Origin of the sequence: Jeongeupia naejangsanensis, from assembly GCF_016865585.1 — a bacterium.
GTDB lineage: Bacteria > Pseudomonadota > Gammaproteobacteria > Burkholderiales > Chitinibacteraceae > Jeongeupia > Jeongeupia naejangsanensis.
This window is the reverse complement of the sequence record NZ_JAESND010000005.1, coordinates 225,148-246,811: the sequence shown is the minus strand read 5'-3', so window position 1 is coordinate 246,811 and position 21,664 is coordinate 225,148. Positions and strand designations below refer to the sequence as shown.

Sequence of the window (21,664 nt, the reverse complement as noted above, 5' to 3'; positions counted from 1 at the left end):
CATGAACGAACTGAGTCTGGCGACGCCGTCGCTGCTGTTTCCGGCGATTTCGCTGCTGATGCTCGCCTACACCAACCGTTTTCTCGCGTTGTCGACGATCATCCGCCAGCTCTACGACACCCACCGGCGCAGTCCGCACGTCAACAATCTGCGCCAGATCGGCAACTTCCGGCGTCGTGTCGCGCTGATTCGCGGCATGCAGGCCTTCGGTGTCGTCAGCCTGCTGTCGTGCATCGTGTCGATGATCCTGGTGTTTTTCGGCAACACCGGACCGGCCCAGTTCATGTTCATCGTCAGCCTCGCGCTGATGGTGCTGTCGCTGGTGCTGTGCCTCGCCGAAGTCCTGATTTCGGATGCTGCGCTGAACATCCTGCTGCAGGATATCGAACAGGATCTGCGCAAGCTCGACCGCTGACTCAGGCCGGCTCTGCCGCCCTGAACGCCGCCACCGGGTGGTCGGCGAAGTGGCCATCGCCGTAGGCCCGCACCACCTCGGCAATGACGATCTGAAATCCCTTGTACCAGCGCTGGTACTGGCGCTTCGCCTCGACATGCTGCGGGTCGCGCATCAGCGCGTGCAGGCCGGCGAGCGAATGCCAGTAATACACGACACAGAGCCGGCCATTGTGCGGGTTCTCCCAGTGCTCCTCACCGGCAAAATCCGGATGGGCGCGCGCTGCGGCGGCGATCAGAGGATCCAGCCGCTCGAACTCGGCGTCGTACTGCTTTTTCTCGAAAATGAAAGTGCTTGAGTACACTGCGCGCCCCCGGAGCAGAAGCGCGCAGTATATCCATTTCAATTTTCGTCAGAAAAAAATCAGCGTCCGAACAGCGCCAGCGCCCACATCAGCGCCAGATTGCCCAGACAGACGAGCTGGGCCGCACTGCCCAGATCCTTGGCGCGCTTGGCCAGATGGTGCTTTTCGAGCGAGGTGTGATCGACCGCGGCCTCGATCGCCGAGTTGAGCAGTTCGACAATCACCGTCAGCACGTGGCTGCCGACGACCACGGCCCGCGCCCACGCCGGCAGCGGCAGCACGAAGGCGGCAACGATCCCGGCGACCGCCAGCAGCGACACCTGGCGGAACGCCGCTTCGTTGCGCCAGCCTGCGCCAAGGCCGTCGAGCGAATAGCCGAGCGCGTTGATCACGCGCGACAGGCCGCGCTTTCCCTTGAACGGACTTTCCTTCATTCCCTGCTCCAGCAAGCGATCAGCGCGTTTCAAAGACGTCGGCGTAGGCGGTGTAGTTGGTCAGCAGCACGACCGGAATCAGCGGGATCAGGCCGAGCATCATCGGAATCATCGCGATGATCGCCAGCAGGCTGAGGATTGCCGAGGCCAGCATCACCGGCAGCCAGTTGCGCCAGAAGCCGACCAGCGACAGCCTCATCGCCTCACTGGCGGATACGCCGTGCAGCATCACCAGCGCGGGTGCGAAGAAATAGCTGCTGTAGACGACCAGCATGCCGACCAGACCCAGCACCACCACGAGCAGGCCACTGCTGCCGATCTCGGGGCGATCGGCCATCGTCTCGGCCTTGCTCCACGCCTCGAACGTCTCGGTCAGACCGAACAGATAAATCAGCGCCACCAGCAGCAACGCAACGATCAGCACACCGATCAGGTAATACAGCCCGACGCGGAGCAGTTCACGCGGGCGCTGGCGAAAGCCGGCGAACAGATCGCCGATCTCGGGTGCGCGTCCCTGGCGCGCGCCCTGCGCGGACCACATCACGCCGCCGAGCAGCACCGGCGTCACCACCGTCGAGAGCACGTTGATAAAGGGCATCAGGGACAGGCCCATGACGATGACGACGAAAACAAGCGAGATCAGCAGCCACTGCAGCCAGTTGGCCCGGAACAACCGGGCCGCCTCGACAATCCAGCGCCAGCCGTCGCCTGCCGGCAAGCGGCGCGCTTCCGGGGCGCTGTCGATGACGATTTCGTTGTCCATGGTCTCTCCTTGTTGTCGTTATGGCACCGCGGATGCGGGTTTCACCAGACCGGTGCGGCCGGGGTTTGTTCCCAGTTTAAGGGGAGTTGCCGCAACAGTCCGCAGGGATGCGACCGGATTGCGGCCAGTGTAACGGGCAATGATGTAATCACGATGAAACCCGGGGACGCAAAAAAGCCGGCGAACACGTCGCCGGCGTTTGGTCCTGCAAGCCGATCAGCTTGCGATGCAGGCACGCGATGCGCGCGCGATCACCAGCTCTTCGTTGGTCGGGATCACGTACACGGCGATCTTGCTGTCCGGCAGCGAAATGCGGCGCGGCTCGCCCGAGCGGACCTTGTTGGCGGCCTCGTCGATCTCGACACCGAGCCAGCGCAGCTGACGGCAGACATCGAGACGCACATCGGCACCGTTCTCGCCGATACCGGCGGTAAACACCAGCGCGTCGAAGCCTTCGAGCGCGGCGGCCAGCGATGCGGCCTCGCGCACGACCTTGCTGACGAAGTAGTCGATCGCCAGCTTCGCGCGGACGGTACCACTGTCTTCCAGATCACGCATGTCGCTGGAAATGCCCGACAGGCCCAGCAGGCCCGACTGCTTGTACAGCAGGTCTTCGATCTGCTTTGCGTCCATCTTCAGATGGTTGATCAGGTGCAGCACGACGCCGGCGTCGATCGAACCGGTGCGGGTGCCCATCGGCAGGCCTTCAAGCGCGGTGAAGCCCATCGTCGACGCGATGCCCTTGCACGCCAGCAGTGCCGCCATCGACGAACCGTTGCCGAGGTGGGCAACAACGGTGCGGCCTTCGGCGGCCTTGGTATCGATCTGCGGCAGCACGCTGGCGATGTATTCATACGACAGGCCGTGGAAACCGTAGCGGCGGATGCCTTCCTTGAGCGACAGCTCGTACGGCAGCGCGTACAGCTGGTTCAGTTCGGGCTGGCCGGAATGGAAGGCGGTATCGAAGCAGACGACTTGCGGCACGCCCGGCAGCAGCTCGCCCATGATCTTGATCGGGGTGATGTTGTGCGGTTCGTGCAGCGGTGCCAGCGGGATCAGCTTTTCCAGCTCGACGATCACTTCCGGTGTAACGAGCTCCGGCTTGGAGAAACGCGTACCGCCGTGGACGACGCGGTGACCGATGACGCCGATCTTGCGGCCTGCGGTGACGGTGTCGAGCCACTTGAGGATGTGGCGCAGCGACGTGTCATGGCTCTTGGGCAGCTCGGCCGGCAGATCCTCGTCGACGAGCTTCTTGTCGGACGCATCCTTGGCGGTGAAGTGCGGCGTAACGTAGATGCCTTCCATCTGGCCCTTGTACAGCAGCGTCGGGTCGGACGGGGTGTTCTCGAACAGCGAGAACTTGATGCTCGACGAACCTGCATTGATGACGAGGAGAAGATCGTTCATTTAATGGCTTCCTTTTGCATGCGCCACCAGCGCCATGACGGCGGCGGAGGCAAGACGGGACTTCACATCGTCGGCACGACTGGTCAGCACGATGGGAACGCGCGCACCCAGTACGATGCCGGCAGCTTCGGCCCCGGCGAAATAAATCATCAACTTGGCCAGCATGTTGCCGGCCTCGATATCGGGCACGATCAGCACGTCGGCCTCGCCGGCCACCGGCGACTCGATGCCCTTGGCCTGCGCCGCCGTCTTCGAGACGGCGTTGTCGAACGCCAGCGGGCCATCCAGCACGCCTCCGGTGATCTGGCCGCGATCGGCCATCTTGCACAGCAGCGCCGCATCCAGCGTCGACGGCATCTTGTCGTACACGGTTTCGACCGCCGACAGCAGCGCCACCTTCGGGCGTTCGATGCCGAGCACGTGCGCCAGATTGATCGCGTTCTGGGTGATGTCGACCTTGGCGCCGAGATCCGGGGCGATATTGATCGCCACATCGCTGACCAGCAGCGGCCGGCCGTATGCCGGGACGTCCATCACGTAGACATGCGATACACGCTTGCCCGCACGCAAGCCTTCCTTGGCCATCACCGCACGCATCAGCTCGTCGGTGTGCAGCTTGCCCTTCATCAGGGCCTCCGCCTCGCCGTTGCGGCACAGCGCGACGGCGGCTTCGGCCGATGCGACACTGTGTTCGGTATCGACGATGCGCAGCCCGGCCAGATCCAGTCCTTCGTGATCGGCCACGGCGCGGATTTTCGCTTCCGGCCCCACCAGAATCGGCGTGATCAGACCCGCTTCGTACGCTTCGAGCGCCCCCCGCAGCGACGCCTCGTCGGTCGGATGCGCCACGGCGGTCGGCACCGGCGGCAGCTTGGCGGCACGGGCGCGGAGATTACTGAAGACGTGGTACTGCCGCAATGTAAGTTGTGGTGGTTCGTCGAAGCGGTTTTCGCGCTTCACCGTCGGCGGGATCAGCGTGATCGGCCCGGATGCGATCACCTCGCCGTCCTGGTTTTCGCAACGGCAGTCGACGACGACCTGCCGGCTGGCCGGATCCTTTTCCTGCACCGTCAGCGCGATCGACAGGGTATCGCCGTCGCGGATCCAGCCGAACGACTGCATCGAGTGCCCCGCCAGGATCGATCCGTTGCCCGGGAAAAAATTGGTTGCCGTCGACGACAGCAGCGAGAACGCACCGATCGCCGGCGCCTGCAGCTTGCCGGCGATCTCGCGCGAACCGGCGATCAGCGCAAACAGGGTAAGATCTCCCGGCTTGACCACGTGCGTGCGGGTGTAGCGCATGCCGGGCTGAATGTCGTCGAACAGAATGTTTTCCTGGGTCATCGGTCTATTCTTCCACTGGGCTGAAACGAGAAATATGCCCACATCGTAGAAAGGCCATTGTTGCACTGCAATTAAAAAGCCGATCCGGCTACATTAATGACAAACCTCTTGACTCTTGTTGGTTAAGATCAAGCCCTCCACGGTTCCCGCCACGTAGATATTTACCGCCATGGCTGCCGACACGACGACCCATCTGATATGCGCACCGGACTTCGACGGTGTCGCCACCGTGCGCGCCCTGCAATACCCGGTTGGTGCACAGATAGCCGGCGATGCCAGGCTGCTGACGCTGGTGTTCGACAACGGCAGCGACCAGCACGTTCACGCGCCCGAAGCCGGTGTCCTGAACGGCTACGTGGTCGCGGTCGGTGATCCGGTACGCGCCGGCGAGTTGCTCGCACTGATGGATATCGAGGAAACGCCGACCGGCTGGCTGTTCCCGCCGGCCGCGACACCGGCCACCGCGGATGCAGAACAGGCGACCGATCCGGTCGACTGGCTGATGGTGTCGGTCGATGCCGCCCGGCTGGCGGCACGGCTCGGCGTCGACCTGTCCGAACTGTCGGTACCGGGCCGGATCGACGTCGCCGATGTCGAGCATTTCGTGCGGGAAAAGCTGGCGCGATCGCGCTGAAGTCCCGGCCAAATGCAAAACGCCCCGCATTGCGGGGCGTTTTGCATTCCGGATCGAAACGAATGAATCGAAGCCGGTCAGGCGCCGAGTTTGGCCAGTGCGCGACGGCGCAGCACGGCTTCCGACAACTCGGCCAGCGAGGTTTCGGTATCGCCCCAGCCGATGCAGCCGTCGGTGATCGACTGGCCGTAGCACAGCTCCTTGCCTTCGACCGGATCCTGGCGGCCTGCAACCAGATGCGACTCGATCATCACGCCGAAGATCGCGCCGTTGCCCTCGCCGATTTGCGCAGCGACGTCGCTCGACACTTCCATCTGCCGGCGGTAGTCCTTGCGGCTGTTGGCATGGCTGAAGTCGATCATCACCTTCTGCGGCACACCGGCGGCAGCCAGATCGGCCATCGCGGCACGGACGTGGTTGGCGTCGTAGTTCGGTTCCTTGCCGCCGCGCAGGATGATGTGGCAATCCGGATTGCCGGCGGTGGCGACGATGGCCGAATGGCCCATCTTGGTCACCGAGAGGAAATGGTGCGGCTGGCCGGCGGCGCGGATCGCGTCGATCGCGATCTTCATGTTGCCGTCGGTACCGTTCTTGAAGCCGACCGGGCAAGACAGGCCGCTCGACAGTTCACGGTGGACCTGCGATTCGGTCGTACGCGCACCGATCGCACCCCAGCTCATCAGATCGGCCATGTACTGCGGCGTGATCATGTCGAGGAATTCGCCGGCAGTCGGCAAACCGGTATCGTTCAGTTCAAGCAGCAGCTTGCGGGCGATGCGCAGGCCGTCGTTGATGTTGAAGCTGCCGTTCAGGTACGGATCGTTGATCAGGCCCTTCCAGCCGACGGTGGTCCGCGGCTTTTCGAAGTACACGCGCATCACCACCTCGAGCGTGCCCTTGTACTGCTCGCGCAGCTTCAGCAGCTGCTGGCCATACTCGAGCGCGGCCTTGGTATCGTGGATCGAGCACGGCCCGACGATGACCAGCAGGCGGTCATCGCTGCCTTCGAGAATGCGGTGGATCGCCTGGCGCGATTCGAATACCGCCGCCGACGCGGTCTCGGTGACCGGATATTTTTCCAGCACTGCCACGGGCGGCAGCAGTTCTTTGATCTCGCGAATACGGACGTCGTCGGTCTGGTAATGCATGGTGGATCCCTGAGCGTGGCAGCACGCTGGCCTTGTGCAGCGCGGTATTTTTATCGAACGCTTAGGGTAGCGTCTTCGCCAAGGCCGAACAAGGGCGTTACAGCCGAAAGAGGGAAACGCCGGACACCGCCGATCAGCGCGATTCGCGGCAGTCGGCGCAGACGCCCTTGATGGTGATCTCGAGCGCCTCGGCGGCAAAGCCTTGCGGCAGCGCAACCGGCAAATCGGTGCGGAACGATTCGATGCAGTAGAAACGCCCGCAAACGCGGCAGTGGAAGTGGGCGTGACGGTGTTGCACCGTCGCGACCGAAAAGCGCCAGACCCGATCGTCACCGGCCAGCTTGTGCGCCAGGCCTTCGTCGGTCAGCCATTCGAGCACGCGGTAGACGGTGACCCGGTCGATCGCCGGATCGAGGCCCTCGACGACATCGAGGTGCGACAACGGCCGTTGCGCGGCGATCAACGCCGCCAGCACGCGCAGGCGGGCGGCGGTGGCACGCGCACCGGTACGGGCGATCAGCTCGCGCGCCGGGTCGAGCGTATCGACCCCGGCGGCGGGCGGGGCGGCCCGCACGCCCATGCTTAGTCGGCGTACTGCTTTTTCATCCGCTCGCGGCGTTCTTGCGCCTCAAGCGACAGCGACGCGGTCGGACGCGCCAACAGCCGGCCCAGTCCGATCGGCTCGCCGGTGTCTTCGCAATAGCCGTAGGAAGCATCATCGATCTTGCGCAGTGTCGACTCGATCTTCATCAACAGCTTGCGCTCGCGATCGCGGGTACGCAGCTCGAGTGCGTACTCTTCCTCGAGCGTCGCGCGATCGGCGGGATCGGGCGTCGCTTCCTGCTCCTGCAGGTTCTGGCTGGTCTGGCTGGCATTGGCCAGCAGCTCCGCCTTGTTCTTCAGCAGCAGTTCCCGGAAGAACTCGAGGTGATCCGGGTTCATATAGTCCTCTTCCGGACCGTTCCAGCTGAGGATGTCTTTCTCGGTGAGTTTGGCCATCGTCGTACTCGCTTATTCTAGAACCCAGCAGCGCGGCCGCTTACAAAGACATGACGCGCCAAATGGGCAGGCAGCTTAATCAAGTCGAGTGTCCATTGCAATAAGACATTTACCAGCCACAAGGCGTTCACACTCGCGAATGCCTTGCAGCTTCCGGCGCCTTACTTCTGCGCCAAAATCCATTGCACGATCACCTTCAGGTCGGTGTCGCTGATCTGTTGCGGGGGCATCGCCACCGGTCCGCCCCACTTGCCCTTGGTTCCGGCGCGCACTTCCTGCATCAGCATCGCTTCGGCCCCCTTCTGGCCACGATAGCGCGCCGCGACGTCTTTGTACGCAGGACCGACAATCTTGTGATCAACGGCATGACAGCCAAGACAGTTGTATTTGGCGATCAGCTTGGCGCCATCGTCGGCCGCCAACGCCGGCAGACAGGACAGGGCAAACAGCGCGGGCAGGAGACGAACGAGCTTCACGGCATAACCTTTCTTGGTTGTCTTATTGGAGCATATTAGCAATAGGTCAAACACTTGGATACCGGGGGCCCGTGCTACACTCGCGCGATTCATATGACACACTTTCAAACGGGTTTGGGCAGACGCATGGATCGCATGCAACGCTTCATGACGATGGCCCTGTTGCTGTCGTTTTCGGTGCACGCGGTGGCGATCTTCGGCATCAAGTTCGTCCTGCCGGAAATCCGGCGGCAATTCGCCGAACAGCCGCTCGAAGTCGTGCTGGTCAACCAGTACACCGAAACCACGCCGAGCAAGGCCAAGGTCCGCGCGCAGGAAAACGTCGACGGCGGCGGCAATACCGACGCCAAGCTCCATGCCGCCAGCCCGCTGCCGGTGCTGAACCAGCAGGCTTCGGTCGAATTGCAGCAGCAGCTGTCGCGCCAGCAGCAGCTTGAAGCCCAGCAACAGGCCCTGATGGCCAAACTGCGTGCCGGCGGCCTGCTGGCCGCACCGGCCAAACCCAGCGAACAGCACGACAACACCGAAGCCATCCGTGGCCAGGACAAGCAGCCAACGCAAACGGCGCGCGAGCTGTCCGGCCTCGCCGGCCGGATCGAGCAGCAGGTCAGCGCCTACGAGGAAAAACCCCGCAAGGCCTTCCTGAATACTGCGGCGACCAAAGCGCTGACCGCGGTGTGGGAAGACCAGTGGCGCCAGCAGGTCGAGCGCATCGGCACCAGCACCTATCCGACCGACGCCGCCGGCAACAAGCTCTACGGCAGCCTGCAACTGGCAGTGGAAATCAACACCGACGGCTCGATCCGCTCGAGCAAGGTCGAGCGTTCGTCCGGCAACCGCCAGCTCGACAACGCGGCACTGAAGATCCTCCAGCGCGCCGCGCCCTTCGCGCCGCTGCCCAAGGGACTGCGAGACGATCTCGGCCAGCCGGCGACCGTGCTGGTGATCGTGCGGACCTGGACGTTCGCCCGCAACAATACCCTCGCCTCGACGGCCGCACCCTGATGCGCATCCTCGGCATCGACCCGGGCTCGCGCGTGACCGGGTTCGGCGTCATCGACGTTGCCGGCCAGAGCCGCAACTATGTCGCCTCGGGCTGCATCAAGACCGGCGGCGGCAGCCTGCCCGAGCGCGTTCGCGCGCTGCTCGACGGCATCGCCGAAGTCGTCGCGACCTACCACCCCGAAATCGCCGCGGTCGAACAGGTCTTCGTCAACGTCAACCCGGCATCGACGCTGATGCTGGGCCAAGCGCGCGGCGCGGTGCTTGCAGCGCTGGTGCATGCCGGGCTGCCGATCGCCGAATACACCGCATTGCAGGTCAAGCAGGCCGTCGTCGGCAACGGTCACGCCGGCAAGGATCAGGTCGGCCAGATGGTGCAGCGGCTGTTGCGGCTCTCCGGCGTACCGCAGGCCGACGCGGCCGACGCGCTGGCCGTGGCATTGGCGCACTCGCAGCACGCCGGCGGCGCGGCAGCGCAACTGGCGAAGCTGGGACTGACGGTCAAACGCGGTCGCCTGGCCTAGCTGCCGGCCGGCACCCGACTCATATGCAACGATCGTTCTACAAAATGGCGGGCAACGCTATACTGCGCTTTTGCGCCTGACCGAGCCCGAACGATGATCGCCCGCCTGACCGGAACCCTGATCGAGAAACAACCGCCGACGCTGGTCGTCGATGTCGCCGGTGTCGGCTACGAGCTCGACGTGCCGATGAGCACGCTCTACGTGCTGCCGGCACTTGGCGCCAAGGTCGAGCTGTTCACGCATCTGGTCGTGCGCGAGGATGCCCAGTTGCTGTACGGCTTTGCCAGCCGGGCCGAGCGCGACCTGTTCCGCCACCTGATCAGGATCAGCGGCATCGGCGCCAAGATCGCGCTGGCCATCCTCTCGGGCATGAACAGCGACGAACTGGCGCTGGCAGTGGCCGGCGAGGACGTCACCCGGCTGTCCAAGGTCCCCGGCATCGGCAAGAAGACGGCCGAGCGGCTGATCCTCGAACTCAAGGGCAAGCTCGGCAGCCTGCCGACCAGCGCGGCCGTCGCCGCCAAACTGCCGACGCCGCTGTTTGGCGAGGGGCCGTCCGGCGACATCCTCAACGCACTGCTGGCACTCGGCTACAACGAGCGCGAGGCCAATGCCGCCATGAAAACGCTGCCTGACGACGTCGACGTCAGCAACGGCATCCGCCTAGCGCTGAAGGCGCTGGCCAGGCTCTAAGGCGCGGGTTCAATCCGGGTGGTGTCATTTTCTGCGTTTCGCGCCGGCAGCCGTCCCCGTTAGGCTCCGTGCTTTGTCGTCATCGACAGGATTCCCGATGTCCCTCCGTCACCTCGGACTCGCCGCGAGCGGGTTCGCCGTTTTCCTGCTGGTGCTCGCCGCACTGGGTACGCCGCTGCAAACCGGCTTCGATGCCACGCTGTCCGGCTGGCTGTACGACCGCCGTCCGCTCATGGTGACGCTGGCGCTGCTGCTCGGCTGGGCCGGCAGCTTCTGGGGTTCGGTACCGATCGCGCTGGCTACGGGCTGGCTGCTGCGCCGTGCAGGCCGGATCGCCTGGCCCGGCCTGCCCTTGCTGGTGGTCGCCAGCTGGCTGGTCAATGCGGCGATCAAGTTCGGCGTCAACCGGCCCCGGCCCGGGCTCGAACACCTGATGTCCGTGCACGGCCCGTCATTCCCGAGCGGCCACGCGATGGCGGCGATGACGCTGTTCGGCGCACTCGGCTGGCTGCTGGCACGACGCTGGCCGCACGCCCGCGTCGCGGTCGTGACCGCCGCCGCCGCACTGGTACTGGCCGGCGGACTGGCGCGGCTGGTGCTCGGGGTACACTATGGCAGCGACGTGCTCGCCGGCTATGCGGTCGGCACGGTCCTGCTGGCCGTCTACTTCCACCTCGGCGCGCGTGCGCCGGCGAGATTGCACCGATGATCGAAACCGACTCCCTGTCCGCCCTGCCGCCCGAACGCGTCGTCACCGCCAAGACGGTGTCACAGCAGGAGGAACAGCTCGAACGCGCGCTGCGGCCGAAGCTGCTCGACGAGTACGTCGGCCAGAAGAAGGCGCGCGGCCAGCTGGAGATCTTCATCGAGGCGGCGAAGCGACGCGGCGAGGCTTTGGACCACGTGCTGCTGTTCGGTCCGCCGGGGCTGGGCAAGACCACGCTGGCCCACATCATTGCCCGAGAACTCGGCGTCAGCCTGCGCCAGACCTCGGGGCCGGTGCTCGAGCGCGCCGGCGATCTGGCGGCGATCCTGACCAATCTCGAACCGCACGACGTGCTGTTCATCGACGAAATCCACCGGCTCAGCCCGGTGGTCGAGGAAATCCTCTACCCTGCGCTCGAGGACTTCCAGATCGACATCATGATCGGCGAGGGCCCGGCCGCGCGCTCGGTCAAGCTCGACCTGCCGCCGTTCACCCTCGTCGGTGCGACCACCCGCGCCGGCATGCTGACCAATCCGCTGCGCGACCGCTTCGGCATCGTCGCCCGGCTCGAGTTCTACACCGCGGACGAACTGACGCGGATCGTCGAGCGCTCGTCCAGCCTGCTCAATGTCGAAATGGACGAAGGCGGTGCGTTCGAAGTCGCCCGACGCAGCCGCGGCACGCCGCGGATCGCCAACCGGCTGCTGCGGCGGGTGCGCGATTTTGCCGAGGTGAAGCACGACGGCACCGTGACCCGCGACGTCGCCGACGCGGCGCTGCAGATGCTCGACGTCGACCACGCCGGCCTCGACGTGATGGACCGCAAACTGCTGTCGGCGGTGATCGAGAAGTTCGGCGGCGGCCCGGTCGGCCTCGACAACGTCGCCGCGGCGATCGGTGAAGCGTCCGACACCATCGAGGACGTGCTCGAGCCCTACCTGATCCAGCAAGGCCTGCTGCAGCGTACGCCACGCGGCCGGATCGCCACCGCGTCGGCCTACCTGCATTTCGGGCTGAACCCGCCGGGTGACTCCGACAAGGCCTGACGCCAGCCATGGCGCTTGGCAGGACTTCATTTACACTCCGCCTGCGCGACCTGTCGGTCGCACTACACAGGAGAGCACAATGAAAAAAATCCTCTGCGCACTCGGCCTCGTGATCGGCCTCGCCGCCCCGGCATGGGCCGACGTCCTGCGCGAACCGCCCAAGATCGAGTTCACCGCACCGGCCAGCGCCGAAACCGTCAAGACCGCGATCATCACCGCCGCGACCAAGCGCAAATGGCAGGCTACCGAAGTATCACCGGGCCAGATCGATGCATCGATCACGGTCCGCAGCCGGCACATGGTGAAAGTGGCCATCAGCTACGACGACCACGGCGTGGCGATCCGCTATCTCGACAGCGCCGACATGGACTACCAGCCCGCCGAAGGCCGCACCTACATCCACGGCAATTACATGAAGTGGACCGAAACGCTGGCAAACGACATCCGCAAGCAGCTCGACGCCAGCCGGATCGCCGTCAACTGATCCGCCGCCGACCGGACAGCAACGCCGGTCGGCGTGAATATTTCCAACCCCGCATCACAACGGCAAGTTTCGGTCATTGTGCGATTCAACCCGGCTCGGTCGAACGCTTACAATGGCCGGGACCCTTGGAGCGCAGAATGAAGCATCTTCTCATCGCCCTTTGCCTGCTGTTCGGCCTGTCCACTGCGGCACAGGCGCGTCAGGCACCGCTCAGCGATCCGGCAACGATCAATATCGGCCGCCAGCTCGACGACACCCAGATCAAGAACGCCATCGTCACCGGAGCCGGCCAGGTCAAGTGGCAGACCCGCGAGGCCGCGCCGGGGCGCATCGAAGCCACGCTCGATGTCGGCGGCGGCAAGCACACCGCCAAGGTCACGATCGAGTACACCCCGCAGATGGTGAAAATCCGTTACCTCGACAGCTTCAATCTCAAGTACGAAACTGTCAGTGACGGCCGGATTTTCATCCACCCGAACTACAACGTCTGGACCGCCCGGCTCGCCGCCGCCATCCAGACCCAGCTGAACCAGCAGCAACCCGGCCAGGTCGTGACCACGCCGCTGGCCGAGTAACCGCTTGTAAGCGCAAGGAACTCGTCGCGGCCCGCAGGACCGAACCTGCCATAGGCCGCGCCCCGTCCACCCCAACCCGGTAAACCCGATGCCCAATCAAGACCTGTCGATTCTCGAACTCGTGATGCACGCCAGCCTGGTCGTCCAGCTGGTGATGGCGATCCTGGTGTTGCTGTCGCTGCTCAGCTGGTGGCACATCTTCAGCAAGTACTTCACGGTTTCGAAAGCGGCCAAGGCCAGCGAACTGTTCGAAGACCGCTTCTGGAGCGGCTCGGACCTGAATGCGCTGTTCGAACAGACCAAGCGGGGCCATTCGGTCGGGATGGAAAAGATCTTCATCGCCGGCTTTTCCGAATTCCTCAAACTGCGCCAGAAGGGCGGCATGGAGTTGTCGGACGTAATGGAAGGCACCCGCCGGGCGATGCGCGCCGCCTGCCAGCGCGAGCTCGACTGGCTCGACAAGCACACGTCCTTCCTTGCTTCGGTCGGCTCGGTCTCGCCCTATATCGGCCTGTTCGGTACGGTCTGGGGCATCATGCACGCGTTCCGCGGCCTGGCGAACGTCGGCCAGGCGACGCTGGCTACCGTGGCACCGGGCATCGCCGAGGCGCTGGTCGCCACCGCCATCGGCCTGTTTGCCGCGATCCCGGCCACCGTCGCCTACAACCGCTTCGCCCACGACGTCGACGCGCTGGCCAACCGCTTCGATACCTTCATCGAAGAGTTCTCCAACATCCTGCAGCGTCAGGCTCGCTAAGGGGCGCCGGATCATGGCCAGAACCCGAAGACCGCGCCGTTCGATGAACCAGATCAACGTCGTGCCCTACATCGACGTGATGCTGGTGCTGCTGGTGATCTTCATGGTCGCAACGCCGATGATGCAGTCGCCCGGCGTCGTCAACCTGCCCACGGTCGGCAAGGCCGATCAGGAAGCCAGCGTCGAGCCGCTGCGCGTCGAGATCGGCCCGGACGGCGAGCTGACGCTGACGGATGCCGGCAAGAGCGAAACCGTCGCCGATGCCCGTGCGCTGGTCGCGCTGGTCCAGGACAAGCTCGCCATCAAGGCCGACCGGCCGGTGGTGATCGCCGGCGACAAGTCGGTCCGCTATGAAACGGTGATGGCGACGATGGACGCGCTCAAGGCCGCCAATGTCGCCCGCGTTGGCCTCCTGGTGCGCCCGAAGTGATCGACCATCGCCAACGCCACCCCGAGGAGCGCAAGACGCTGGCCTTCGTGCTGGCAGCGGCAGTGCACGTGCTGTTCGCGGTCTTCCTGATGGTGTCGGTGCAGTGGCAGACCAAGAAGCCGCAGCCGGTCGAAGTCGAATTGTGGGGCGGCCCGCCGCCCGCACCGGCGCAGCACGAGGTCGCCCAGCCCAAGCCGCAACCGAAGGCCGAACCGACGCCACCGCCGGCCACGCCGGAACCGAAGCCCGAACCGCTGCCGGAGAAGAAGGCCGACATCGCGGTCGAGAAGGTCAAGCCGACGCCGAAGCCCAAACCGACCCCGGTGCCGACCCCCACACCGGCGCCGACGCCCAAGCCGACCCCGGTTCCCAAACCCACGCCGGCTCCGAAGCCGACGCCGGAACCGAAGAAAGCCGAAGCCAAACCCAAGGCCAAGCCGCAGTCCGAGTTCGACCAGCTGCTCAGCACCAGCAACAACACGCCGAGCGCCGGCGCCAAGCCGGGCGGCAAGGGCAGCAATCCGAACGCGACGGTCAATACCGGGCCGGGCAGCGGGAGCGGCACGAGCCCGATTTCGAGCAAGGGGCTCACCGATTACCGCAGCAAGGTCGGCCAGCTGATCCGCTCGAAACTCGTCTACCCGGACGACAAGGGCAATCCGGCGGCCGGACTGAAAATCAGCGTGCTGCCCGACGGCACGATCAGCAGTGTCACCGTCGTCAAATCCAGCGGTATCGCTGCCTATGACGAGGCGGCACAACGTGCGGTGATGGCGCTCGGCAGAATGCCGCCGTTGCCCGAAGGCCAGCCGTTCTCGGGCCAGTACCGCGAATGGAACATCAATTTCCGCCTGAAAGATTGAGGAGACGTATGCCGACCTTCCAGACCTCCCTGCAGCGCATGACGAGCTGGCTGTTCCTGGCCGCCGCGCTGCTGTTCACGATGATGCACGCGCGTGCCGCCGACAACATGACGATCGAGGTCGTCGGTGCCGGCGCCAGCCAGTACCCGATCGCGATTGTGCCGTTCCAGTCCGAACAGTCGCTGCCGCAGGCGCTGACGCCCGTCGTCGGCGACGACCTGACCCGCTCCGGGCTGTTCAAGGTCATCGGTGCCGGTGATCTGGCACCGACACCGTTCACCCCCGAACAGCTGAACCCGGCCGCCCTGACCGGTCGCGGCGCGCAGACGGCACTGATCGGCAGCGTGATCCCGGCCGGCGACAGCTTCACCGTCAAGTTCTGGCTCGTCGACCTGTCGAACAAGAACGTGCTGCTGGCGCACCAGCTCTCGGCCCGTGTCGGCCAGTCGCGCCGCGTCGCGCACCAGATCGCCGACATGGTCTACCAGAAGCTGACCGGTGAACCGGGTGCGTTCAATTCGCGCATCGCCTACGTGGTCAAGCGCGGCAAGCGTCACGAACTGCAGGTGTCCGACGCAGACGGTTACGGCGCGCAGACGGTGCTCGCCAGCAACCAGCCGATCATGTCGCCGAAGTGGTCGCCGGACGGCGGACGCCTCGCCTACGTGTCGTTCGAGGAACAGAAGCCCATCGTCTACGTGCAGGACCTAGCCAGCGGCAAGCGCTGGAAGGCCGCGGCGTTCAAGGGTTCGAACTCGGCGCCGTCGTGGTCGCCGGACGGCCGCCAGCTCGCCGTGGTGCTGAGCAAGGATGCCGGCAGCCAGATCTACATCGTCAATGCCGACGGCAGCAATCCGCGCCGGCTGACCAATACCGGCGACATCAACACGGAACCTTCGTTCACGCCCGACGGTCGGAGCATCGTGTTCACGTCCGACCGTGGCGGCAGCCCGCAGATCTACCGGATGCCGGTATCGGGCGGTGGCGGCGAACGTCTGACCTTCCAGGGCGCGTACAACGCCTCGGGCAAGGTCAGCCCGGACGGCAAGTCGATGGCACTGATCACCCGGACCGGCAAGGGCTTCCAAGTTGCGGTGATGGACATGGCCAGCCGGCAGATCCAGGTACTGACCGACACCGGCTCGGACGATTCGCCGAGCTTCGCGTCGAACGGCCGAATGATCCTCTACGAAACAGGCAGCCGCGGCACGCTGGCCGCCGTGTCGGTCGACGGCCGGATCAAGCAGCGCCTGAAAGCGCAAAACGGCGACGTGCGCCAGCCGGCCTGGGGGCCGCTGCTGCGCTGACGTGAACGCGCAGGTCGGGACATTGGCATTCTTTCCATCGCCGATGCCCCGCCTTTCCCCTATGCTGGCCGCACGTGTTGCGGTGTTATTTGCTCACCCAAGCTCAACCTTGATGGGAGATAAAGATGAAAAAAGTTGCTCTGTCCGTACTGATGACCGCCCTGCTGGCCGCATGCTCGAGCACGCCGCCGGCCGATCCGAATGCGGGCAAGACCACGGCTCCGGTCACCAGCGGTGAAACCAAGCCGGCGACCGTCGACCTGACCCAGGGCAGCGACCTGAACAAGGGCAACAACCCGCTGACCGATCCGAACAACATCCTGTCGCAGCGCCGCGTCTACTTCGATTTCGACTCCTTCGTCGTCAAGTCGGACTACCAGGCCCTGCTGGCCGCGCACGCCAAGTACCTGCTGGCCAACAAGGATGCCAAGCTGATCGTTCAGGGCAACACCGATGATCGCGGCACCGCCGAGTACAACCTCGCGCTGGGCCAGAAGCGTGCCGAAGCGACCAAGAAGGTCCTGCTGTCGCTGGGCGTGCCGGAATCGCAGCTGGAAAGCGTGAGCTTCGGCGAAGAGAAGCCGCTGGAGCCGGGCCAGACCGACGAAGCCCGTTCGCGCAACCGTAACGCCAACTTGGTGTACAAGGGCGAATCGGCCCAGTAAGCCGGTCGCGGGCGGCCTTGTGCCGCCCGGCAAAACCGCCTAGGCTAGCCGGCGTCGCCACGATGCCGGCTTTGTTCATTCCGAGACCGTCCAATGAAACGCCTTGTTGCCCTGATCACCCTCGCCTTTGCCGTGCAGGCCCACGCCGGCCTGTTCGACGACAATGTCGCCCGTCAGCAGATCACCGATCTGCAGCAGGACAATGCCAAGCAGAACACCCGGCTGAACCAGCTCGAAGCCAGCAACAAGCAGATGCTCAATCTGCTGGGACAGATCGAAGGTCTCAAGCAGGAAATCGCCAATCTGCGTGGCCAGATCGAGGTGCTGCAGTTCAACCAGGATCAGGCAGGCAAGCAGCAGAAGGACCTGTTCACCGACCTCGACAACCGGGTCCGCACCATCGAGGGCGCCAAGGCGCAGCAGAAGGCCGATGCGCAGCAGGCCAGCCAGCAGTCGCTCGACGACGCAATCAAGCTGTCGCAGGGCGGCAAACACAAGGATGCCGTGGCGGCGCTGAAGCAGTTTGTCACCGCGAACCCGGCCGATCCGAACGTGCCGACCGCGCAGTACTGGATGGGCAACAGCTATGCCGCACTGAAGGACTACAAGAACGCGCGTTTTGCCTACGCCGAGATCGTCAACAAGGCGCCGGACAACGCACTGGCGCCCGATGCCCTGTTCGGTCTGGCCGTGTGTGCCAACGCCCAGGGTAACAAGAAGGAAGCCCGCAGCTTCCTGTTGCAGCTGGTCGAGAAATACCCGCAGTCCGAAAAGGCCGCGACGGCCAAGAAGGCGCTGCTGAGCGTCAACTGATCGGCCTGTACTGATCAACCCCATTCCCGCGGCAGCGGCCCTCGCCGCTGCCGTTTGCATTTCCGCCGGACATTCCGGTCTGGAAAAACCCACCACCGGATTGTGAATCCGGTACGGAACCATCATGAATCCTGCATCGCTCCGGATCACCGAGATCTTCTATTCGCTGCAGGGCGAGACCAGCCGTCTCGGCCTGCCCACCGTGTTCGTCCGCCTCACCGGCTGTCCGCTGCGCTGTGGCTACTGCGACAGCGCTTACGCCTTCCACGGCGGCAAGACCATGGGCTTCGACGAGATTCTCGCCGAAGTGGCCCGCCACGGCGCCCGAACGGTCTGCGTGACCGGCGGCGAGCCGCTGGCGCAGAAGCACAGCCTCGCCTTCCTGACCGCGCTGTGCGACGCCGGTTACGACGTCAGCCTCGAAACCAGCGGCGCGCTGCCGATTGCCGATGTCGACCCGCGCGTCTCGCGCATCCTCGACATCAAGACGCCGGGTTCGGGCGAGCTGGAGAAAATGCACTGGGACAACCTCGCCGCGCTGACGCCGAAGGACGAAGTCAAATTCGTGCTGTGCGACCGCGCCGACTACGAGTGGGCACGCGATCTCGTGCGCCAGCGCAAGGTCAATGACCTTGCCCCAGTGTTATTCTCGCCCGTATGGGAAACGCTGCCGCCGGCCGATCTGGCCGCGTGGGTACTCGAAGACCATTTGCCGGTGCGGATGCAGGTGCAGCTGCACAAGATTCTCTGGGGCGAAAAGCCCGGCGTCTGAGCGCCAAGGGATTGCTCGGCTATCCTCAATGCACGCCCCGGAGGCCCCATGATCCTCAAAATGACCCTGAAGCGCTGGCTGGTCCGGTTGCGCCATCTGCCGCAGCGCAGCCGCGGTACGATCGCGCTGTGGGTCGGCGCGGCCGCCGTCGGCGTACTCGCGGTGATGCTCGCCAAGGCCGCCGAATGGGCATTTGCCGGTTTCGACAGCCTGACCACCCGCTGGTTCTGGTGGCCGTTCATCTCGCTGCCGCTCGGCGGCATGGCCATCGTCTGGCTGATGCGCCGCGTCGGCCCCGGTGCCGAAGGTAGCGGCATCCAGCAGGCGATGGCGGCGCTGCATGTCGCCGACCGGCCCGAAATCGCCAACAAGCTCGTCAACCTCAAGCTCGCCGCAACCAAGTTCGTCTGCATCGTCGCCGGCCTCGGCTCGGGCTTCGTGCTTGGTCGCGAAGGACCGACGGTGCAGATCGGCGCCAGCATCATGTACGCCTGCCGCCGGCTGTTTCCGCTCGGCGATGCGGCATTCCGGCGCCAGCTGATCCTCGCCGGCGGCGCCGCCGGGATTGCCGCGGCGTTCAACACGCCGCTCGCCGGCATCGTCTTTGCGTTCGAAGAACTGGCGCGCTCGGTCGAGGAACGCACCAGCGGCAAGATCCTCGGCGCGGTCATCCTCTCGGGCGTCGTCTCGCTGGCCTTCCTCGGCAGCTACACCTATTTCGGCCACATCAAGGCGCCCGGCTTCAGTGTCAGCATCCTGCCGCCGCTGCTGCTGATCTCGATTGCCGGCGGTCTCGTCGGCGGCGCGTTTTCGTGGCTGTGCGTCAACCCGAACCGCTGGCTGCCGGCGCGCGTCCAGCTGGTTCGCGCCACCCGCCCCTACCTGTTTGTCGCCTGCTGCGGCCTGCTGATCGCCGTCTGCGGTCTGGCCGCGCCGATCTTCGGCAGCGGCGCCGAGGTCACCAGCAAGGTCGTCGCCGGCGAGGCCACGCTGGCGTGGTACTACCTGCCGCTGAAGTTCGTCGGCCTGCTGTCGACCTATCTGACCGGTCTGCCCGGCGGCATCTTCGCGCCGTCGCTGTCGCTCGGCGCCGGCCTCGGCAGCTGGTTCCAGCCGCTGGTAGGGCCGGAACTGCACATCAAGCTGGTCGCGATCGGCATGACGGCGGTGCTGGCCGCGGTAACGCGCGCGCCGCTGACGGCGTCCTTCATCCTGATGGAAATGACCGACGGCCACGAGATGGTGATCTCGATCATGGCCACCGCGATGATCGCGTCGACCGTCGCCCGCATCTTCAAGACCAATTTCTATCACGATCTCGCCGAACGCGCGCTCGCCGCCGTCGCGCCGAAACCGGTACTGGAGCACCACAAATGAGCAAACCCGCCGTCATCCTGCTCTCGGGCGGCCTCGATTCCGCGACCTGCCTGGCGATCGCCAGGGATCAGGGCTTTGCACCCTACTGCCTGTCGTTCAATTACGGCCAGCGCCACAATGCCGAGCTGAAAGCCGCCGAACGCGTCACCAAGGCGCTCGGCGCAGCAGCCCACCGTGTCGTCACGATCGACCTGGCTGCCTTCGGCGGTTCGGCCCTGACCGACGCCAGCATCGCCGTGCCCGAGGAGGCACCCAAGGAAGGCGAGATCCCGCTGACCTACGTCCCGGCACGCAACACCATCCTGCTGTCTTACGCGCTGGCCTGGGCCGAAGTCCTGAAGAGCGACGACATCTTCATCGGCGTCAACGCCGTGGACTACTCGGGCTATCCCGACTGCCGTCCCGACTACATCGCCGCCTATCAGGCGATGGCGCGGCTGGCGACGCGCACCGGCGTCGAAGGGTCGCCGCTGACGATCCACACGCCGCTGATCGACCTGTCCAAGGGCGACATCATCCGGACCGGCGCCCGGCTCGGTGTCGATTACGGCCTGACCGTGACCTGCTATCAGGCCGACGACGACGGCCGTGCCTGCGGCGTCTGCGATGCCTGCCGGCTGCGCCGTGAAGGCTTTACCGCAGCCGGTGTGACCGATCCGACGCGCTACCGGCCGGTCTGATCCGGCCGCGAGGCAAAACAAAAAGGGCACCCGAAGGTGCCCTTTTTGTTGAAGCGCATCGTTTACGCGGCGACCGGCAACAGCGCCGAGCGCATCTTCTGCAGCGCCTTGACCTCGATCTGGCGGATCCGCTCGGCCGAAACGCTGTATTCGGCGGCGAGTTCGTGCAGCGTCAGACCCTTGCCTTCATCGGCCAGCCAGCGTGTTTCGACAATGCGACGGCTGCGCTCGTCGAGCGTTTCGAGCGCTTCGCGCAGGCCGTCGGACTGCAGACGGTCGGCGGCACGACGTTCGATCTGCCGGGTTGGCTCCGCGTCATGGTCGGCCAGCCAGTCGATCGGGGCGAAACCGCCCTCGTCGTCGTCGTGATCGGCCATCAGCGCGATGTCCTGGCCGGTCATCCGCGTTTCCATTTCCAGCACTTCTTCCGGCTTCACGCCGAGGTCGTCGGCGATTTCCTTGGCCTGCGCATGCGTCAGCGCGGCAAAGCTCGACTTCATCGAGCGCAGGTTGAAGAAGAGCTTGCGCTGCGCCTTGGTCGTCGCGATGCGGACCAGACGCCAGTTGCGCAGGATGTATTCGTGGATTTCGGCCTTGATCCAGTGCACGGCGAACGAGAACAGCCGCACGCCACGATCGGGCTCGAAGCGTTTGACCGCCTTCATCAGGCCGATGTTGCCTTCCTGGATCAGGTCCGCCTGCGGCAGGCCGTAACCGGCGTAGCCGCGCGCGATCGACACCACGACGCGCAGGTGGCTCATCACCAGGCGCCCGGCGGCCTCGAGATCGCTTTCCTTCTGCAGGCGCGTGGCGAGTTCGACCTCTTCCTCGACGCTCAACATCGGAATCGCGTTGACACGATGGATGTAACTTTCAATGCTGTCACCGCCGGTGATCACCGGCAGGGCAAGGCTGTTCCCCATTCGTTCACTCCTGTCTTGCTGACGTTACACAAGCAACGTTCATGATATTAGCACTCGTATCATTTGAGTGCTAAGTCTGCT

28 protein-coding genes are annotated in these 21,664 nt (G+C 64.8%); 18 read left to right on the top strand and 10 right to left on the bottom strand.

What is annotated here, in order from left to right:
* Window position 1: 1 nt before the first annotated feature.
* Window positions 2–415: a DUF2721 domain-containing protein gene (locus JMJ54_RS12145; protein ID WP_203538824.1), complete on the top strand. Its 414-nt coding sequence runs from the start codon at window positions 2–4 to the stop codon at window positions 413–415.
* A 1-nt stretch (window position 416) separates the two neighbouring features.
* Here JMJ54_RS12145 and JMJ54_RS12140 read toward each other — a convergent pair whose 3' ends face one another.
* The 5 genes from JMJ54_RS12140 to JMJ54_RS12120 form a co-directional block, all read right to left on the bottom strand.
* Window positions 417–758: an antibiotic biosynthesis monooxygenase gene (locus tag JMJ54_RS12140; RefSeq protein ID WP_203538823.1), complete on the bottom strand. Its 342-nt coding sequence runs from the start codon at window positions 756–758 to the stop codon at window positions 417–419.
* Between the two features lie 59 nt (window positions 759–817).
* Window positions 818–1,192 (bottom strand): diacylglycerol kinase, encoded by a 375-nt coding sequence (locus tag JMJ54_RS12135; RefSeq protein ID WP_203538822.1) that lies wholly within the window; start codon window positions 1,190–1,192, stop codon window positions 818–820.
* Window positions 1,193–1,211: 19 nt separating this feature from the next.
* Window positions 1,212–1,955, bottom strand: coding sequence for a BPSS1780 family membrane protein (locus JMJ54_RS12130; RefSeq protein WP_203538821.1), 744 nt, complete (start codon window positions 1,953–1,955; stop codon window positions 1,212–1,214).
* A gap of 216 nt (window positions 1,956–2,171) precedes the next feature.
* Window positions 2,172–3,365 carry an acetate/propionate family kinase gene (locus tag JMJ54_RS12125; protein ID WP_203538820.1) on the bottom strand — a complete coding sequence of 398 codons (1,194 nt, stop codon included), beginning with the start codon at window positions 3,363–3,365 and terminating at the stop codon, window positions 2,172–2,174.
* Window positions 3,366–4,709, bottom strand: a complete 1,344-nt coding sequence (locus JMJ54_RS12120; RefSeq protein ID WP_203538819.1) for a bifunctional enoyl-CoA hydratase/phosphate acetyltransferase — start codon at window positions 4,707–4,709, stop codon at window positions 3,366–3,368.
* Window positions 4,710–4,878: 169 nt separating this feature from the next.
* Between JMJ54_RS12120 and JMJ54_RS12115 the strand changes: the two genes are divergently transcribed.
* Window positions 4,879–5,343 carry a hypothetical protein gene (locus JMJ54_RS12115; RefSeq protein WP_203538818.1) on the top strand — a complete coding sequence of 155 codons (465 nt, stop codon included), beginning with the start codon at window positions 4,879–4,881 and terminating at the stop codon, window positions 5,341–5,343.
* A 77-nt stretch (window positions 5,344–5,420) separates the two neighbouring features.
* Here the strand turns inward: JMJ54_RS12115 and aroG are convergent, their stop codons facing one another.
* The 4 genes from aroG to JMJ54_RS12095 form a co-directional block, all read right to left on the bottom strand.
* Entirely contained in the window at window positions 5,421–6,491 is a 1,071-nt protein-coding gene (gene aroG / locus JMJ54_RS12110; RefSeq protein WP_203538817.1) for a 3-deoxy-7-phosphoheptulonate synthase AroG, read from the bottom strand.
* Between the two features lie 133 nt (window positions 6,492–6,624).
* A complete protein-coding gene (locus JMJ54_RS12105) occupies window positions 6,625–7,071 on the bottom strand; it encodes a Fur family transcriptional regulator (protein WP_203538816.1) in 447 nt (148 codons plus the stop codon).
* Between the two features lie 2 nt (window positions 7,072–7,073).
* Window positions 7,074–7,490 (bottom strand): RNA polymerase-binding protein DksA, encoded by a 417-nt coding sequence (gene dksA / locus JMJ54_RS12100; protein ID WP_203538815.1) that lies wholly within the window; start codon window positions 7,488–7,490, stop codon window positions 7,074–7,076.
* A gap of 161 nt (window positions 7,491–7,651) precedes the next feature.
* Window positions 7,652–7,966, bottom strand: coding sequence for a c-type cytochrome (locus tag JMJ54_RS12095; protein WP_203538814.1), 315 nt, complete (start codon window positions 7,964–7,966; stop codon window positions 7,652–7,654).
* A gap of 126 nt (window positions 7,967–8,092) precedes the next feature.
* On the opposite strand from JMJ54_RS12095, the gene JMJ54_RS12090 reads away from it, so the two are divergent.
* The 16 genes from JMJ54_RS12090 to queC all read left to right on the top strand — a co-directional run bounded on the left by JMJ54_RS12090 (window position 8,093) and on the right by queC (window position 20,660).
* Window positions 8,093–8,971: an energy transducer TonB gene (locus JMJ54_RS12090; protein ID WP_203538813.1), complete on the top strand. Its 879-nt coding sequence runs from the start codon at window positions 8,093–8,095 to the stop codon at window positions 8,969–8,971.
* A complete protein-coding gene (ruvC, locus tag JMJ54_RS12085; RefSeq protein ID WP_203538812.1) occupies window positions 8,971–9,492 on the top strand; it encodes a crossover junction endodeoxyribonuclease RuvC in 522 nt (173 codons plus the stop codon). The genes JMJ54_RS12090 and ruvC overlap by 1 nt, the downstream gene beginning before the upstream one ends.
* A 93-nt stretch (window positions 9,493–9,585) precedes the next feature.
* Window positions 9,586–10,185: a Holliday junction branch migration protein RuvA gene (ruvA, locus tag JMJ54_RS12080; protein WP_203538811.1), complete on the top strand. Its 600-nt coding sequence runs from the start codon at window positions 9,586–9,588 to the stop codon at window positions 10,183–10,185.
* Between the two features lie 97 nt (window positions 10,186–10,282).
* Window positions 10,283–10,894: a phosphatase PAP2 family protein gene (locus JMJ54_RS12075; RefSeq protein WP_203538810.1), complete on the top strand. Its 612-nt coding sequence runs from the start codon at window positions 10,283–10,285 to the stop codon at window positions 10,892–10,894.
* Entirely contained in the window at window positions 10,891–11,937 is a 1,047-nt protein-coding gene (ruvB, locus tag JMJ54_RS12070; protein WP_203538809.1) for a Holliday junction branch migration DNA helicase RuvB, read from the top strand. The genes JMJ54_RS12075 and ruvB overlap by 4 nt, the downstream gene beginning before the upstream one ends.
* Window positions 11,938–12,016: 79 nt before the next feature.
* Complete coding sequence (locus tag JMJ54_RS12065; protein WP_203538808.1) at window positions 12,017–12,421, top strand: hypothetical protein; 405 nt, start codon at window positions 12,017–12,019, stop codon at window positions 12,419–12,421.
* 137 nt (window positions 12,422–12,558) lie between these two features.
* A complete protein-coding gene (locus JMJ54_RS12060) occupies window positions 12,559–12,996 on the top strand; it encodes a hypothetical protein (RefSeq protein ID WP_203538807.1) in 438 nt (145 codons plus the stop codon).
* Between the two features lie 88 nt (window positions 12,997–13,084).
* On the top strand, window positions 13,085–13,753 hold the full coding sequence (gene tolQ / locus JMJ54_RS12055; protein ID WP_203538806.1) for a protein TolQ: 669 nt from the start codon (window positions 13,085–13,087) through the stop codon (window positions 13,751–13,753).
* A gap of 13 nt (window positions 13,754–13,766) precedes the next feature.
* Window positions 13,767–14,183, top strand: coding sequence for a protein TolR (gene tolR, locus JMJ54_RS12050; RefSeq protein WP_239000051.1), 417 nt, complete (start codon window positions 13,767–13,769; stop codon window positions 14,181–14,183).
* Window positions 14,180–15,046: a cell envelope integrity protein TolA gene (gene tolA / locus JMJ54_RS12045; protein ID WP_203538805.1), complete on the top strand. Its 867-nt coding sequence runs from the start codon at window positions 14,180–14,182 to the stop codon at window positions 15,044–15,046. The genes tolR and tolA overlap by 4 nt, the downstream gene beginning before the upstream one ends.
* A gap of 8 nt (window positions 15,047–15,054) precedes the next feature.
* Window positions 15,055–16,353: a Tol-Pal system beta propeller repeat protein TolB gene (gene tolB, locus JMJ54_RS12040; RefSeq protein ID WP_203538804.1), complete on the top strand. Its 1,299-nt coding sequence runs from the start codon at window positions 15,055–15,057 to the stop codon at window positions 16,351–16,353.
* 125 nt (window positions 16,354–16,478) lie between these two features.
* Window positions 16,479–17,018: a peptidoglycan-associated lipoprotein Pal gene (gene pal, locus JMJ54_RS12035; protein ID WP_203538803.1), complete on the top strand. Its 540-nt coding sequence runs from the start codon at window positions 16,479–16,481 to the stop codon at window positions 17,016–17,018.
* Between the two features lie 93 nt (window positions 17,019–17,111).
* Window positions 17,112–17,831 carry a tetratricopeptide repeat protein gene (locus tag JMJ54_RS12030; RefSeq protein WP_203538802.1) on the top strand — a complete coding sequence of 240 codons (720 nt, stop codon included), beginning with the start codon at window positions 17,112–17,114 and terminating at the stop codon, window positions 17,829–17,831.
* 124 nt (window positions 17,832–17,955) lie between these two features.
* Window positions 17,956–18,603, top strand: coding sequence for a 7-carboxy-7-deazaguanine synthase QueE (gene queE / locus JMJ54_RS12025; protein ID WP_203538801.1), 648 nt, complete (start codon window positions 17,956–17,958; stop codon window positions 18,601–18,603).
* Window positions 18,604–18,651: 48 nt separating this feature from the next.
* Window positions 18,652–19,980 carry a chloride channel protein gene (locus tag JMJ54_RS12020; protein ID WP_203538800.1) on the top strand — a complete coding sequence of 443 codons (1,329 nt, stop codon included), beginning with the start codon at window positions 18,652–18,654 and terminating at the stop codon, window positions 19,978–19,980.
* On the top strand, window positions 19,977–20,660 hold the full coding sequence (gene queC / locus JMJ54_RS12015) for a 7-cyano-7-deazaguanine synthase QueC (protein ID WP_203538799.1): 684 nt from the start codon (window positions 19,977–19,979) through the stop codon (window positions 20,658–20,660). Before JMJ54_RS12020 ends, queC begins: the two co-directional genes overlap by 4 nt.
* Window positions 20,661–20,722: 62 nt before the next feature.
* Here the strand turns inward: queC and rpoH are convergent, their stop codons facing one another.
* On the bottom strand, window positions 20,723–21,583 hold the full coding sequence (gene rpoH / locus JMJ54_RS12010) for an RNA polymerase sigma factor RpoH (protein WP_203538798.1): 861 nt from the start codon (window positions 21,581–21,583) through the stop codon (window positions 20,723–20,725).
* Window positions 21,584–21,664: the final 81 nt, after the last annotated feature.